The sequence below is a fragment of the Brockia lithotrophica genome (assembly GCF_003633725.1).
Lineage (GTDB): Bacteria > Bacillota > Bacilli > Thermicanales > DSM-22653 > Brockia > Brockia lithotrophica.
In genome coordinates, this window is record NZ_RBIJ01000003.1 from 44,203 (window position 1) to 58,607 (window position 14,405).

Annotated in this window: 16 protein-coding genes; 1 reads left to right on the forward strand and 15 read right to left on the reverse strand. The window is 62.0% G+C overall.

Annotation, left to right across the window (positions count from 1 at the left end; genetic code table 11):
• Nucleotides 1–20: 20 nt before the first annotated feature.
• The 3 genes from pheS to C7438_RS05520 all read right to left on the reverse strand — a co-directional run bounded on the left by pheS (nucleotide 21) and on the right by C7438_RS05520 (nucleotide 2,987).
• Nucleotides 21–1,076: a phenylalanine--tRNA ligase subunit alpha gene (pheS, locus tag C7438_RS05510; protein WP_121444367.1), complete on the reverse strand. Its 1,056-nt coding sequence runs from the start codon at nucleotides 1,074–1,076 to the stop codon at nucleotides 21–23.
• 112 nt (nucleotides 1,077–1,188) lie between these two features.
• Entirely contained in the window at nucleotides 1,189–2,100 is a 912-nt protein-coding gene (locus tag C7438_RS05515) for a YitT family protein (protein WP_170143589.1), read from the reverse strand.
• Nucleotides 2,101–2,147: 47 nt separating this feature from the next.
• A complete protein-coding gene (locus C7438_RS05520) occupies nucleotides 2,148–2,987 on the reverse strand; it encodes a TrmH family RNA methyltransferase (protein ID WP_121444369.1) in 840 nt (279 codons plus the stop codon).
• 129 nt (nucleotides 2,988–3,116) lie between these two features.
• Between C7438_RS05520 and sspI the strand changes: the two genes are divergently transcribed.
• Complete coding sequence (gene sspI, locus C7438_RS05525; protein WP_434963944.1) at nucleotides 3,117–3,383, forward strand: small acid-soluble spore protein SspI; 267 nt, start codon at nucleotides 3,117–3,119, stop codon at nucleotides 3,381–3,383.
• Between the two features lie 13 nt (nucleotides 3,384–3,396).
• Here the strand turns inward: sspI and C7438_RS05530 are convergent, their stop codons facing one another.
• From C7438_RS05530 to nrdR, 12 genes are all read right to left on the reverse strand, one after another.
• Complete coding sequence (locus tag C7438_RS05530; RefSeq protein WP_170143590.1) at nucleotides 3,397–4,836, reverse strand: MurT ligase domain-containing protein; 1,440 nt, start codon at nucleotides 4,834–4,836, stop codon at nucleotides 3,397–3,399.
• A 423-nt stretch (nucleotides 4,837–5,259) separates the two neighbouring features.
• Nucleotides 5,260–5,613, reverse strand: coding sequence for a 50S ribosomal protein L20 (gene rplT / locus C7438_RS05535; RefSeq protein WP_121444372.1), 354 nt, complete (start codon nucleotides 5,611–5,613; stop codon nucleotides 5,260–5,262).
• Between the two features lie 119 nt (nucleotides 5,614–5,732).
• Nucleotides 5,733–5,933 (reverse strand): 50S ribosomal protein L35, encoded by a 201-nt coding sequence (rpmI, locus tag C7438_RS05540; protein ID WP_121444373.1) that lies wholly within the window; start codon nucleotides 5,931–5,933, stop codon nucleotides 5,733–5,735.
• 81 nt (nucleotides 5,934–6,014) lie between these two features.
• On the reverse strand, nucleotides 6,015–6,605 hold the full coding sequence (infC, locus tag C7438_RS05545; protein WP_434963945.1) for a translation initiation factor IF-3: 591 nt from the start codon (nucleotides 6,603–6,605) through the stop codon (nucleotides 6,015–6,017).
• A 387-nt stretch (nucleotides 6,606–6,992) separates the two neighbouring features.
• Entirely contained in the window at nucleotides 6,993–7,346 is a 354-nt protein-coding gene (locus C7438_RS05550) for a DUF4064 domain-containing protein (protein WP_121444374.1), read from the reverse strand.
• Between the two features lie 64 nt (nucleotides 7,347–7,410).
• Nucleotides 7,411–7,974 (reverse strand): DUF4352 domain-containing protein, encoded by a 564-nt coding sequence (locus C7438_RS05555; protein WP_121444375.1) that lies wholly within the window; start codon nucleotides 7,972–7,974, stop codon nucleotides 7,411–7,413.
• Nucleotides 7,975–8,187: 213 nt separating this feature from the next.
• Nucleotides 8,188–9,249: a helix-turn-helix transcriptional regulator gene (locus tag C7438_RS05560; protein WP_121444376.1), complete on the reverse strand. Its 1,062-nt coding sequence runs from the start codon at nucleotides 9,247–9,249 to the stop codon at nucleotides 8,188–8,190.
• Between the two features lie 108 nt (nucleotides 9,250–9,357).
• Complete coding sequence (locus C7438_RS05565; protein ID WP_121444377.1) at nucleotides 9,358–10,215, reverse strand: prepilin peptidase; 858 nt, start codon at nucleotides 10,213–10,215, stop codon at nucleotides 9,358–9,360.
• Between the two features lie 42 nt (nucleotides 10,216–10,257).
• Nucleotides 10,258–11,409 carry a cyclic dehypoxanthinyl futalosine synthase gene (gene mqnC / locus C7438_RS05570; RefSeq protein ID WP_121444378.1) on the reverse strand — a complete coding sequence of 384 codons (1,152 nt, stop codon included), beginning with the start codon at nucleotides 11,407–11,409 and terminating at the stop codon, nucleotides 10,258–10,260.
• A gap of 109 nt (nucleotides 11,410–11,518) precedes the next feature.
• Nucleotides 11,519–12,442, reverse strand: coding sequence for an ATP-binding protein (locus C7438_RS05575; RefSeq protein ID WP_147401999.1), 924 nt, complete (start codon nucleotides 12,440–12,442; stop codon nucleotides 11,519–11,521).
• A 48-nt stretch (nucleotides 12,443–12,490) separates the two neighbouring features.
• Nucleotides 12,491–13,723, reverse strand: coding sequence for a DnaD domain protein (locus C7438_RS05580; protein ID WP_121444380.1), 1,233 nt, complete (start codon nucleotides 13,721–13,723; stop codon nucleotides 12,491–12,493).
• Between the two features lie 14 nt (nucleotides 13,724–13,737).
• Nucleotides 13,738–14,208: a transcriptional regulator NrdR gene (nrdR, locus tag C7438_RS05585; protein WP_121444381.1), complete on the reverse strand. Its 471-nt coding sequence runs from the start codon at nucleotides 14,206–14,208 to the stop codon at nucleotides 13,738–13,740.
• Nucleotides 14,209–14,405 lie beyond the last annotated feature (197 nt).

Sequence of the window (14,405 nt, forward strand, 5' to 3'; positions counted from 1 at the left end):
TCCGTCGGAATGTCGCGACTTCACGCATGTACGCGGAACGGACGCAGGAAGCGCACGTCTCCCGTGTAGAAAGAACGGACGTCCTCCACGCCGTACTTGATCATCGCCAGGCGTTCGACACCGAGGCCAAAGGCAAAGCCGGACACGCGTTCCGGATCGTACCCCGCCCCACGGAGGACCTCCGGATGCACCATCCCCGCGCCCAAGACCTCGATCCACCCCGTGAACTTGCAGACGTTGCATCCAGCGCCGCCGCACTTGTGGCAGGAGACGTCCACTTCGACGCTCGGCTCCGTAAACGGGAAGAAGCTCGGCCGCAGGCGGATCCGCGTCCCTTCGCCAAAGAAGGCGCGGGCAAAGGCGAGAAGCGTGCCCTTGAGGTCGGCCAGACTCACCCCTTCGTCTACGACGAGACCCTCCACCTGCGTGAACATGTGGGAGTGGGTGGCGTCGTCTTCGTCGCGACGGTACACGGTACCCGGAGCGACGATGCGTACCGGCAGTCCGCCTCCGCGGGCGAGAAGCGTGCGAACTTGCACGGGCGAGGTGTGCGTGCGAAGGAGGACGTCCTCCGCCAGGTAGAAGCTGTCCTGCATGTCCCGCGCCGGATGGTCGGGGGGGATGTTCAGGCGTTCGAAGTTGTAGAGGTCCCACTCCACCTCCGGTCCCTCGACGACGGAGTAGCCGAGGTGGAGAAAGATCTCCTCGACCTCCTCGATCACGCGCAAAATCGGGTGTGACGCCCCGAGGGGGTACGGCTCCCCCGGGAGGGAAAGGTCGAGTCGTTCCGCTTCCAGGCGTCGCCGCGTCTCTTCCGCCCGAAGCGCGGCCCGGCGCTCCTCGTACGCACGCTCTACTTCTTCCCATGCGGCGTTGAGCGCCCGACCTGCGGCGGGACGCTCTTCCGGCGGAAGTTGCCGCAGACGCTCGCGGGCGAGCGAAAGGACGCCCCGCTTTCCGAGGTATTCGACGCGCAACCCCTCGAGGGCAGCCTCGTCAGCGGCCGAGGCGATGCGCGCACGCGCTTCCGAAGCGATCCGCTCAAATTCCGAAGGGTCGAACCTCGCAAGGTCCATCGGGAAACCTCCTCACCTGTCGCACGGCACCGGCGCCAAACAAGTCTGAGCGCATTATACCAAACTCCGCCGTATCTGCGCTTCCGCCCTTCGGGTGCGGTCCCGCGGACCCTCACTCTCCTTCCTCGCGCACCGGTCGCTTGAGCGTGTGTGCGCCCACGACGTCGTGCACGCTCTCTACGACCACGATGGCATCGGGATCGTAATCGAGGACCAAGGACTTAAGACGCGCGATCTCGAGGCGCGTGAGGACGATGTACAGGGCGGTACGCGGTTCTTCCCGTTCTCCGACGCAGGTCACCGCAAAACGGGTCACCGTACGGCCGAGCTCGCGCCCGACCGCCTCGGCGATTTCCCCGCCGGCGGTCGTCACGATGAGTACGGAACGCGATTCATCCAGACCCTGAAGGACGACGTCCACCGTGCGGAAGGCGACGTAGTACGCGAGGGCGGAATACATGCCGCTTTCCGGCGAAAGGAGGAAGGCCGCCAAGGCAAAGACGACGGCGTTTAAAGCGAGGGCGATTTCCCCCACGGAAAAGTCCGTCCGCTCGGAAAGGACGAGCGCCAAAAGGTCCATTCCGTCCACGGAAGCCTGGCCGCGAAGGATGAGCCCGATGCCTAACCCGACGAAAAGGCCCCCGAAGATGCTGGCGAGGATCGGACTTCCGGTGAGCGGAAACGGCGGCGCCAAGGCGCCGAGAAAAAATGCCAGCGCGAGAAGCGCGTACCCCGCCCCGAGCACGAAACGGCCTCCGAACTCCCGGAACCCGAGGTAAAGAAAGGGAGCGTTGAAGAAAAAGATCAAAGCGGGCAAAAAGAGGTGCAGACGGTAGGCGAGGAGCATCGCCAACCCGTTGACCCCCGCGTCGACGATGTGGTGCGGCAGAAAGAACCGGGAAAAGCCGAAGGCGACGAAGAACGCACCGAGGGTGAGCGGAAGAAAACGCCAAAAAGGGTGGCGGCAAGGGCCGCATCGGGGTACCGCGCCCGAACCCATTCGCGGCTTTGGGGGAGTCGACATGCCCATCCCTCCGGTCGTTGTACCAACTTACCGACGCGTTTCTCGGGCTACTCCCTCCGCTCTGCACATTCGCGCGCCTGTCGCCAGGCGTACAGGAGGACGGCGGCGGCGACGGCCACGTTGAGAGATTCGGCGCGCCCGTAGATGGGAATCCGCACGCGGACGTCCAAGAGCGCTTCGACCTCCCGGGGAATCCCGCCCCCCTCGCTTCCCAAGACCAAGGCAAAGCGCGGCGGCCACGCCACGTCCCACACGACCGTGTCTCCCCGTGGATCGGCCCCTAAAAGGAGAACCCCAGAGCGGCGAAGGGAGGCGAGCGTCTCTTCCGTTCCCTCCCACAAGGGAAGGCGGAAGTGGGCTCCCATGCCCGCCCGAAGGACCTTGTCCCCGTAGGGATCGGCGGACCCCCGCAAGACGAGGACGCCGTCGACCCCCGCCGCTTCCGCCGTGCGCAAAACGGTCCCCACGTTCCCCGGATCCTGCACGCCCGCGAGGGCCACGAGGCTCAGAGAAGGACGGGAGGTGAGCGCGGACAGCTCTTCCGGAGGAGAAAACGTGCGCGCCGTGGCAAAAATCCCCTGAGGCGTTACGGTCGCCGCGAGGCGGCGGGCGACCTCCGGTGCAAGCACGAATACGGGAATCCGCCGTTCCGTGGCGGTGGCGAGGACGTTGGCGAGCTCAGGATCGGCTCCAGAACGAACGTCCGCATACACACCTTCTTCCAAAAGAAGGGAGGTCACCGCCCCCGCAGCCCAGGCATCGAGGACGAGGCGCCTCCCTTCGAGGAATACTTCCCCCGTACGGCGGCGTCCGGAACGCGTGAGAAGTTTGCGCCACGCCCGAACCCGCGGATTTCCCGCAGAGGTGATCTTCGTGACCCTGTACACCCTCTCGTACCCTCCGTTTTTCCGCCCGCGCCGGGGTGGAAAAAAGTCGTCCGCCCGTACTGGGCCTTTGCCGGTATGTCCGGGCCGCTCCCTCCCATCCTAAGGAGCGGAAAATCCGCAGAAAGGGAGGTGTGGCCGCGATCGCCCAAACTCCGGACGGTCCGGCCGAAACCGATGGCGCCGATTTCGGGAACGATCAACCTCCGCCAAGCCCTCGAAGCGAAGCTGAGCGGTGCGACGCACGAGGAACTCCGAGAGACGATCGAAGATGCCATCCAAAGCCGCGAAGAAATGATCCTCCCGGGGCTCGGCTACCTCTTCGAGATCCTCTGGAAACACGTAGACGAGGCCGAGCGTTCGCGCATTCTCGACGTCCTCGCCCGTCACTTCTCCTAGCACGGGGAGGAGTTCAGGCGATCGTCTGGTCGCGACCGCGAGAAGGAGCGCCTCCCTCGGGGAGATCGTCCTCTCCTCCCGGGGCAAACCCCAAGGCTACGATGGCCTCGCGCACGGGTGGTAGGGCCGTGTAGTTAGCGATGAGGAAGAGCTCGACGTCCGGGCGGGGATTTTCGGGATCCTTCATGAGGGGGTATGGAAACTCGAGGAGACGGGCAACCGCCGTGCGCGGATCCGCCTCTACGAAGAGTCGGTCCGCGGCAACCCCTGCCTCCCGAAGCACCCGGCCGAGGTCTTCGCGCCGCGTTCCCGTGACCGCAATCGCCTCTACGTCCAAGCAGGCGAGTGCGGAGAGGCCCGCATCGTCGATCCAGCTCGTATCTTCGCCGTCGGCCGGTGCGTTGTTTACCGCCAAAAGGAAGCGCTTGGCTCCTTTTCGCCGGAGAAACTCGGACAAGGTGACGCGCATTCCCGCCGCATTTTTGGCCAGGTTGAGCGTCGCCCGAACGCCCGAAGCGCGGAATACCTCCATCCGACCCCGAGGAAGGCGGAACCGTGCGAGAGCCCGGGCAAAGGCTTCGGGAGAAACTCCCAGGGAGGAGGCAGCACTCCAGGCGGCGAGAACCGTATAGGCGTTGTAGATGCCCGAAAGCGGCACGGCAAACGTTTGGCCGGAAACCTCGAGGAGAAATCCCCGGGTAAAGAAATCCGGAGGGACGATCCTCCCCTCCCGCACGTCCGCCTCCGGACGGCGAAATCCGCACACCGGACAGCGGTAGCGACCTAGGTTGGGGCCCAAAGCTTCGGGAAGGCGCACGGCATATACGAGGGAGGCACCGCAATAGGGACAAGCCTCCGAGGTCTCCTCTTCGGTCTTCTCCTCGTCACGCACCCCGTCCGGCGAGAGTCCAAAGTACGATGGAGCTCTTGCCCCCTGAGCGGCGTACACAGCGAGGGGCTGGTCGGCGTTGGCGAAGACGACCAGGCGCCCTCCCGAGCTTTGGTCGAGTTCTGTCAACGCGTTCCGCAGGCGTTCGGAAAGCTCGCGCGGAGACCCGTAGCGGTCGATCTGGTCGGGGTAGAGGTTGAGGAGGACGAAGAAGTCCGGCACGAGTTCGTGGACGAGCGCGGGAAGGCTACCCTCGTCCACCTCGAAGACGGCGTAAGCCCCCCGAAGCAACCGCCCGGAAGGATCCGCCGCGTTCACGAAGGCCGTTGCGAGACCCGAGGGCATGTTGGCCCCCTTGTCGTTTGTGACCACCGGAATTCCGCTCTCGCGTAGGGAGCTGGCGACGAGAGCGGTGGTCGTCGTCTTGCCGTTTGTCCCCGTGAGAAAGACGACGTGCGTCACCCGGTCCGCCCAATGGGACAACCCCCGAGGGCAAAGTTTCAAAAAGACGTACCCGGGCAGGCTCGAACCGCCTTCCGGCCGCAGGCGCAGGAGGAATCTCACGAACCGGGCCGCGCAAAAGGCTGCCCGACACAGAAGGTCGCCCATCCACCCGGAGAACCTTGCGCTTCGGCTGTGTTCCATGGGCTTCCCCGTCCCCGCGATAAAGTCGTGGTACCCCTCGTCCCCACTTCCATCTTACCCGGAACGTCGGCCTTTTCCTCGTGCGTTCTGCCGAAATTCTTCCCGAACCCTGTGCGCGGTAGAGCCGTGAAACGAACGGGAACCGATCCCCGGAGAGAACGGAGACGGCACATGGCCCGCCCCTGCAGAAGGGGGGTACCCTCCGCCGAGCGAGGGGCCAGCATACGAACGGGTACATCTTACGTCAAATTGCACCTTCCCACAAAGCGTTGCGGGGCAGTCCCGTGGACTGCCCCCGCAGAAAAGTCCCCCGTTTTCCGAGTCCCTGGAAAGAGACGCTCTTCAGGCGAGAGCCGTCTTGGCCTTTTCCACAAGCGCGAGAAACGCCTGAGGATCGCGGACGGCGAGGTCCGCAAGCATCTTTCGGTTGACCGCAACCCCCGCCTGCTTCAAGCCGTAGATGAAGCGGTTGTACGTGAGGCCGTGTTCCCGTACGGCCGCGTTGATCCGGACGATCCACAGGCGGCGGAAGTCGCGCTTCCGCTGACGCCGATCGCGGTACGCATACACGAGGGACTTCATGACCTGCTGCTTTGCAACGCGGTACAGCGCGTGCTTGGAGCCTCGGTATCCCTTGGCGAGCTTGAGAATCTTCTTGTGCCGACGGCGTGTGACCGTTCCGCCCTTGACGCGCATCGCTTCTCACCCTTTCTCGAGACAACCCGTTCTCCGCGTAAACGTATGCGTACCTTCTGCCCGAACCAGCGTGGGAAACCGCAAGCCCTGCGAGACGACGACGGAGCCGTGAAAGATCCTCACTTGAGGTACGGTGCGGCACGCAAGATCCGCTTTGCCTGAGTCTTTCCGAACACCGCCTTGCGGCGCAAGCGGCGGAGGCGCTTCCGGGACTTGTGCTCGTTCAGGTGCGAACGATTGTTGCGCCAGTGAACGATCTTGCCGCTCCCCGTCCGCTTGAAACGCTTCATCGCCCCGCGGTGGGATTTCATCTTGGGCATCTTCGAACCGACCCCCTGTCTCGAACGAAATCGTGTGCACCGACGTCCGCGTAACCGAATCCCTCTTTCCCGCGCAGAGGCTCACACGTGAGGTTCTTCTTCCCGAACCTGGGTCTCCCTCGCCGGCGAAGCCGCAGGGCGGGCCTGCCGCGGGGCGAGGATCATGATGAGCTGCCTGCCTTCCATGAGCGGCTTCCGCTCGACGGTGGCGAGATCGGCGACCGCTTCGGCGATGCGCTGCATGACCTCTTGCCCCAAGTCCGCATGCGTAATTTGCCGCCCGCGGAAACGAAGCGTACACTTCACCTTGTCCCCATCTTCGAGAAAGGAGCGGATGTGGCGAAGCTTCGTCTGAAAGTCGTGCTCGTCGATCGTGGGGCTGAAGCGGACTTCTTTGATTTCTACGGTTTTTTGCTTCTTCCGAGACTCCCGCTCCTTCTTGCTCTGTTCGAAGCGGTACTTCCCGTAATCCATGATGCGGCATACGGGCGGCGTCGCCTGCGGGGCCACGTTCACCAGGTCGAGGTTTGCCTCACGGGCGATGCGAAGGGCCTCCCGCAGAGGGACGATGCCGATTTGTTGGCCGTCGGGGCCGATGAGACGCACCTCTCGCGCACGAATTGCCTCGTTTACCTGTACTTCGTCGCGATACCGGCTGCTAATGGACCGCACCTCGCTTTGCAAGGTCGAAATTTACACAAAGGGCATAAGAAAAGCGCGGCATCCGCCGCGCACCCTGTATCGAACTCCCGGGGCCTCGGCATACCAAACCGAACGCCTATTTTGCCCACGGGATACGATCTGGGATTCTGCAACCTCTGGCCCACGGGGCGCGAGGTGAGAAGCGCGCGGCTTCTGCTTTTCTGAACTACCGCGAACATACCACACGGGGCCAGGCGATGTCAAGGGCGAAGGGCGTACATCCTCCGCGGGCTTCGCGTACTTTCGCCCAAGCCCTTGGTGAAAGCGCTGCGTCCCAAATATACCAAAAACACTAAACGACTAATGTTTAGAGACAATATATTATTCAAAAAATCCCCCTTTCGGGGGATCTACTACCTAATTTACATCCACGGTTTGTTTTTCGTTATTTTTACTACTTATTATTGCTAGAATTCCTCCAATCAAAAGCGAAGGAAAAGCTACGACATATCCCCAAGAAATTGAAACCAACCCTCCTAAAGATGCTACAATCATTAGTATTCCTGATATCTTTGGTTTGTTTAGCGAAAAAGCTCCTCCTACTATCCCTAAAAGACTAAAAAGTATGGAAAATATTCCCTGAACTACAACAGGACTTGTACCTGTTTCAGAAAATGCTGCGTCAACAGCTCCTACGAACAGTGCAAACAAAGCTCCACCAAGTCCGGCTATTCCTCCTACTATACCTAAAATCAAAGATGCGACTCTCACAATCTTTTCCTCCTTAAAACAAATTTAATGCAAACACGTAGGGATAAACAACTTATATGGAAAATCAGTTTAGATGAACGATCGCTTGACCTTGCTTAAGCAAATCAGGTTTGATGATAAACTCTAAACCCTTGGCCTCCTTGGGAACTTCAAAAACGATTTCTCCGCGAAGTTTCTTGCCCGGAGCTACCTCACCGTTGAGAGAGGCCTTATCTGTGGTCACGATGGTCTGTTTGTACCGGTTTCCTTCTGCATCCCTCAAGTCAAACATCATGAGAGACGACACGGGCTCCGGCTTCTCCCCGACGTTCTCTACCGTAACGTCTACGGCCAAAAAGGTGTTTCCGGGTTTCGGGGTCACGAACTCGGCTTTCACCTCGCGCGTTCCGTTTACGACGAAGACGAAGTTGTCCATTTTGATTTGGTCGCCTACGCGAAATTCGGGGTACGCGGCCTTCTCCTTCCCAGAAGTTTCTTGGGCGGGGGGTTTTTCGCCTTCTGCCGCCTTAGTTGCCTCCGAGCCTTTTTCCCCCACCTTCTCGGGCGTTACGCTTCCTCCGCAACCCGCGACAAAGACGCCGACAACCAGAGCGAGGACAACCATCGAAACGATTCGGTGCAAGCGCACGTCGTCTCCCTCCTCAACGCGATGAAAATCTTCGGGGGTTCGGTAGGTATCTGCCCTACCCCACGTTTCACCCCCATCCTACTTCCTCACCCCTGTCATCTGAGGTCATGAAACGAAGAAAGGGAACTAAAGAAAGGGAACTAAAAACAAAAATGCCCGGCCTTTAGACCGGGCGACGGCGGTCATCCCGCCAAAACCACTGCCACCTCCACCTTACGTCCTAGCAATTTGCCCCCCCAGGTGTCCCGAATCCCGCGGTGCCGCGTACCTTCGGCACATCTCCTCGGCTTCCCGACGAAGTTCCTCACGAAATTCCGCGGGTTCCAAGACTTCGGCCTGAGACCCGTACTGAAGGAGCCACCGGCGAATCTCGTTTGTCCCTAGAACCTCAAACCGAAGGACGAGGGATTCGCCGTCGTCTGCGAGGACGGTTTGTCCGGGATGCCACGCACGCTCGCGCACGTAGCGGGAGGCGGGAGGATAGAAGTGGACGACCACGGCCACCTTCTCTCGGTCGCGTTCGATTCTCCACGATTCGTTGAAGTACGAATCGGGATCGAAGGTATCTGCCACGGGTGAGGAAAAGGGCCGATCGGTGATTTCCGCATGGCGAACCCGGTCCAAAGCAAAGGTGCGCACTTCCCCGCGAAGGTGGCAGTACGCGGCAAGGTACCACACGCCCTCGTAGTAGCGGAGGTGCAAGGGTTCGACGTCGCGTTCCGTCTCCTCTCCGCGATACATGGAGAAGTAGCGCATGTGAACCACGCGCCTTGGGCCGATGGCCTCTTCAAAGAGCTGTAGGTAGTTCAGCACGTGGTTCGGGTCTCCGCGCGTGATGGGAAACCCGAAACTTAAAGATTTCCGAAGTCTTTCGTACTCCTGAATGCCCATCTCTTCCGGTAGGAGGTACGGTAGCTTTTCCTGGAGCGCACGGAGAGAGTCGCGAAAGATGTGCATCTCCATGCTTTCGATCGACCGAAGGGCGAGGAAGAGGGCGAGGGCCTCTCCCGCGGTGAGCCGTGCCGCAGACAGTGGTGGCACCCACGTAGAATCCGTGAGGCGATAGGTCTTGTGCCTACGATCGAATTCGATGGGAGCCTTCCAGTCGTCCCGAAGGAGTTCAAGATCGCGATAGAGTTGACGCTCTGAGGGTGGGCGGTCGAGGCCCACCGCGTCACGGTACGCTTCGGCGAGGGCGCGAATGGTCCAGCGCCTCCCTCCCCGACGCAGGGTCTCCACAAGGAACATGATTCGGTGCAGGCGATCGCGGCGCACGCGCAACCCTCCTTTCGATTTTGGATTCCTTCGGGAAGGCGTCACCGAATCGGGGGGATTGCAGCCCGCTTGCGCTTCTTCGTTTTTCTCAAAGCACTCGCATCTGCGCTAGCTCCCCACGAAGAGCCCCCCGTACCACTCCCCAAGGGCTTCTCCGTACAAAAACCACACCCACGCGGCGGCGGCGAGGAAGGGGCCGAAGGGGATGGGGTCCTTCCTCGTCCTCTTTCCCAAGGCGAGGAGAGGGAGGGCGTAGAGAAGTCCCGCAAGAGAAGCGAGGAGGATTATCGGCAGGATCCCGCCCGGGCCGAAGAAGCCACCGAGAACTGCGGCGAAGACCACATCGCCAAATCCCAAACCCCCGCGGCTCACGAGGTATACGAGAAAAAAGACGAAGGTGAACGCCGCGGAACCCAAAACCGCCGCGGGAAGCGAGTTCGGGTCGACCGCCGCGCGGTACGCGTACGTCGCAAGAAGCGCATACCCGCTTAAGCGAAAGGGGATCCGCATCTCCCAGAGGTCTGTGAGCGTCACGGCAGTCACCACGCCCGCGAGAAGAATCCCCCCGAGAACTTCCGGCCACCACGACGGCCAAAGCCGGAGAAAATCCTCTGGACTAAACCTCGCGAGATATGCGACCGGGGTCATGCCGTACGCATGGGCGACCCGAGAGAGTTCGTGCCAGGCAAGCCAGAGGATGAGAAAGAGGGTGAGAGATTCTCCAAACGGATAAAGGGGGGAAATGCGGACGCCGCAGGCGCGGCACCGTCCGCCTTGCAGGACGTAGCTCACAACGGGGACGAGGTCGCGTGCGGAGAGGGGATGCCCGCAGACGGGGCAGCGGGAGCGGGGAAAAAAGAGGCTCACGCCGTCCAAAATCCTCCGTGCAGACGCGGTGAAAAACGACCCCAACGCGAGCCCCAACCCGACGAGAAAGAAGAAAAACACCCCCCACAAAGCGACCACGGCCCAACCCCCTGATCTCTTCGGTTTCGCCCACCGGAACGTCTACGCCTTATGGGCCTGGTAGACGAAGTCGCGCTCCGCGTACTCTCCGGGAGAAAAGACGCGGAGGATTTCGTAAAACGTGTTGCGCTGCGCGGGCAGGCGCCCGGCGCTTCGAATGAGGTCGATGAGGTAGTTCGTCGTCACCGCGTGCACGGTTCCGGCGGCGGAAACGACGTTTTCTTCCATCATCGTCGAACCCATGTCGTTGATCCCGTAGTCGAGGGAACGGACACCAATCTCCGGGCCCATCGTCACCCAGGACGCCTGGAAGTTGGGGATGTTGTCTAAGGCGAGGCGGGCGACGGCGACGTTCTTGAGGTATTCCTCCGGAGAAACCCGAGAGTCGTACCCGAGCAGCGCGAGGCGTGTGTGTTCCGGCTGGAACGTCCAAAGGATGAAGGCGAGGTACCCCGTAAAGCCGCGGGCGCGGGCGCGGTCCTGCGAGTCGCGGAGACGGAGGAGGTGCAGAGCGCGTTCCTCCAGAGACTCCCCGAGGCCGATGACCATCGTGGCCGTCGTGTGCAACCCCACTTCGTGGGCCGCTTCCATGGTCTCGATCCAAAGGCGCCACGACCCCTTCTTCCGGCTCACGAAGAGACGCGTCCGGTCGTCTAGAATTTCCGCACCGGCTCCCGGAAGGGAATCGAGACCCGCCGCCTTCAGTCGCCTTAGGACGTCGTGGACGGAGAGGCCGTCCCGTTCCGCCATCCGCCGCACCTCGACAACGGAAAGGGAATGCAGGTGCACGTTCGGGTAGTGCCTCTTGATGGTGCGCAGGAGATCCTCGTAGAAGGCGATTCCGAGATCGGGGTGCGTCCCTCCCTGCATGAGGACCTCGGTTCCTCCTACGTCGACAAGCTCCCGTACCTTCTCGAGGATTTCCTCGCGGGTGAGTACGTAGGCTTCTGGATGACCCTTAGGCCGGGCGAAGGCGCAAAACAGGCAGTGGGTGTCGCAGACGTTGGAATAGTTGATGTTTCGGCCGACGACGAACGTCGTAAGAGGAAACTCGGGGTGAAGGCGGAGCATCATTCGATGGGCGGCGTACCCGATTTTCTCCACTTCGTCCGACTCGAGGAGCCGGACGATGTCTTCCAGCTCCAGCCTCTCCCCGCGAAACGGCTTTTCCAAGATCCCGTCGATCGCGCCCACGCGCTGTCCCCCCAATCGGTCGGACTGGCCGACTCTTCCTCCGTCACAACTTCCCCGTATGCCGATCGCTCACAGGCCTAGACGAACCGCCGGAGGAGAAAAGGCGATCCTACTTCCGCATCCTGCGGTTTCTCCCCTTTACGTGGTAGACGTCGGCGTACGAACGGATGCGCTCGACGAGTCGGTAGACCTTCCCCGCCTCGATGTCGCTCGCACCGAGGAGGTAGTTTTCCAAAAGGTCCTGAAGCGAGAGGTTCGACGTGAAGAGGATCGGCCTGCCCGCCTGCGTGCGCCCCTGAAGGAGGGGCATGAGGATCTCGTCCCGCACCCAAGCCGTAGCGTTCTCCGCCCCGATGTCGTCGAGGATGAGGAGGTCCGCCTGCACGAGCTCCGCAAGTTTGGGCAGGAATTCCCCGCCGTCCAAAGATGCGCGGAGCTCGAGGACGAGGCTGGGAACGTACACGAAGTACACCGAGTGGCCGCGTTCCACGAGCTCGTTCGCCGCACACGCCGCGAGGAAGCTCTTCCCCACGCCGAACGTCCCGTACAGGTAGAGCCCGCGGGTTCGAGGAAAGTCCTCCACGAACTTGCGTACGGCACGCAGTGCCTCACGGTTTCCGTCGTCTTCTTCGGCATCGGAGAAGCGCACATCGCGGAACTCCTCCGGCACGCCGATCAGGCGAAATAGCCTCCGCCGCCTCTTCGCATCCGTCGCCTTATGCCACTCCGCGCAAGGTTCGTAGCGGAAGAAGAACCGGCCCTCTTCTCGCGTTGGGATGGCGCGGTATCCCTTGAGCCTGTGCGGGCAGCGCTCCAATCCCGGGCAGGCAGCACAAGCGTCCTCTTCCTCGAGCCACGTCCACCATTCCGTAGACGCGGCGAGTACCTCGGCCTCCTCGAGGGACAGGCGGGCCATCCACTCCTGCACCTTTGGGTGGCGAAGGAGCTCCCGATCGCGCTCGACGGCGGATCCCAAGCGGCGGGCGAATTCGGGATAACGGGAGAGAATTTGCGACAGCGGGGTGAGACCCACGGAAAACACCCCCAGGGCGAAGCCCGTTTTGCAGTTCGTGCAGCGGATTTACGCGTCTCCGGGCGAAGGCTCGAGGCCGGGGGAATCGGGCGACGAGAGATCTTCTCCTAGGACGTCCTCCAGACGGATGTACGCCGGGACGCGAACCGGATTTTGCCGGCGTCCGCTTCGCCCGCGCGTCCCGCGAGAGCGGTTTCCCGAGTCGGAGGCATCCGCGCGCCCCTGCCCTTCGGAACCCGCATTGCCGGCGACTGACGCGGCCCTCGGCACCCGGTTCTTCCAATGGTAGCGGCGGTAGCGGCGAAGAAAGGCGTAGGCCTCCTCCGCCGTTCGGATCCCCTGACGGGCGAACGTTGCGGCCACCTTTTCCGTAAAGGCCCGAGGAAACGTCTTGTCCTTGACGAGGAGGACGTAGTCGATGAGCATGTTCACGACTTCGGAGGGAAGGCGGTATATGTACAACAAGTCGTCTACGAGCCGCCGATCCGCGGGCGACAACTCGGTGACCCCTTGGTAGTGGCGCAGGAGGTCGTAGGGGGAGATGGTCTTGAAGTTCGCCAAGACCTCGTCTTTGCTCCGAGGCACGAGCGTGAGCCCGCTTTCGGCCGCAGGTTCCCCGGCCTTACCCCGGACTTCGTCGGCCGACCGCCCCGAAATCGCCGAGCCCTCCGCCAGATCTTCGACGAGGTGGAGGGAGATCGGTTCGGCGGGAAGGGAAACCGCGCTTCCGCTTTCGCCCAACTTCCCCCGCCGCCGCTTTCGCTTGCCGAACGCCTCGAGCGCCTCGATGAGGTTGCGCAGGTCGTACTCCGGGTACGCCTCGCCGAACGACGCCGTGACCTCGCGGCCGAAGTTCCGCGGATCGGGAGGAACGTCATACGAACGAAACATGGCGCGAAAACGCTCTTCGCCTACGGCCCGTCGAAGAAGGGCGGGTAAGACGTCGCTCGCCAAAAACTCGTGGGGCACGAGGGGCGGAAGGAGGAGGTACAAAAGCCCGCCCTCAGGTTCTCGGAGAAAGGTCCGCAGAAGCCCTACCCCTTCTAGCCGCCGCCGCGCCCGAAGGAACTCTTCTTCCGCGAGCCGGAGGTGCGCGAAAAGCTCGGCGTGTACGTTCTCTTCCCCTTCGGCGGCCGCGTGCGCCCAATAGAGGTAGAGGGTGAAAGCCTCCGCCCCGAGAAAGGGGACATACAGCGCCAAGAGGTTGCGAAGGTCTTCTTCCCCCAAGGGCCGCTGGCGCAGGACGGTAAACGGAGTCGGAGCGACGCGGGTCTCCCCCACCGGTCCCCCTCCTTCTAGGCGTCTCGGCAGATGTCGCGCCCCAGGAGGTTGCGGAGCTCCTCGAGAAACTCGTGCAGGGTTTCGAACTTCCGGTACACGCTGGCAAAGCGGATGTAGGCCACGAAGTCCACGTCTTTGAGGTGGCGCAGGACTTCTTCGCCGATGCGTTCGCTCGAGACCTCCCGCAGACCTTCCTGCAAAAAGCGCTGCTTGACCTTTTCGACGATTTCTTCTAGGGTATCTTCGGGAATGGGGCGCTTGGCCGCCGCCCGCTGCAGGCCGCGCAAGATCTTCTGATCGTCGAACTCCTCACGGGTCCCGTCGCGCTTAATGACGCGCGGGAGCATTAGGGCGGCCGTCTCTAGCGTGAGGAACGTGCGGCCGCACTGCTTGCACCGCCGTTTGCGCCGAATTTGGGCGCCGCCCGAAAAGTGCCGCGTTTCCAGAACCTCGGTATCCGCGTACCCACAAAAGGGACAACGCAAGTGAGGTCTTCCCCCTCTTGCCCATCTGGTCCAATCGGACCTACAACCCCGCACCTTGGCGGCATTATACCACACGGGGCGGCGTCCCGCCGTTTCCGGGGATTTCCCCGCCTTGACTCTCCGGAGGTGACGTGCTACATTGTCCTCAAGGCAGCTGCACCACCCGCGTCGCGGAACGACGCGCTTTCTCGAGGAAA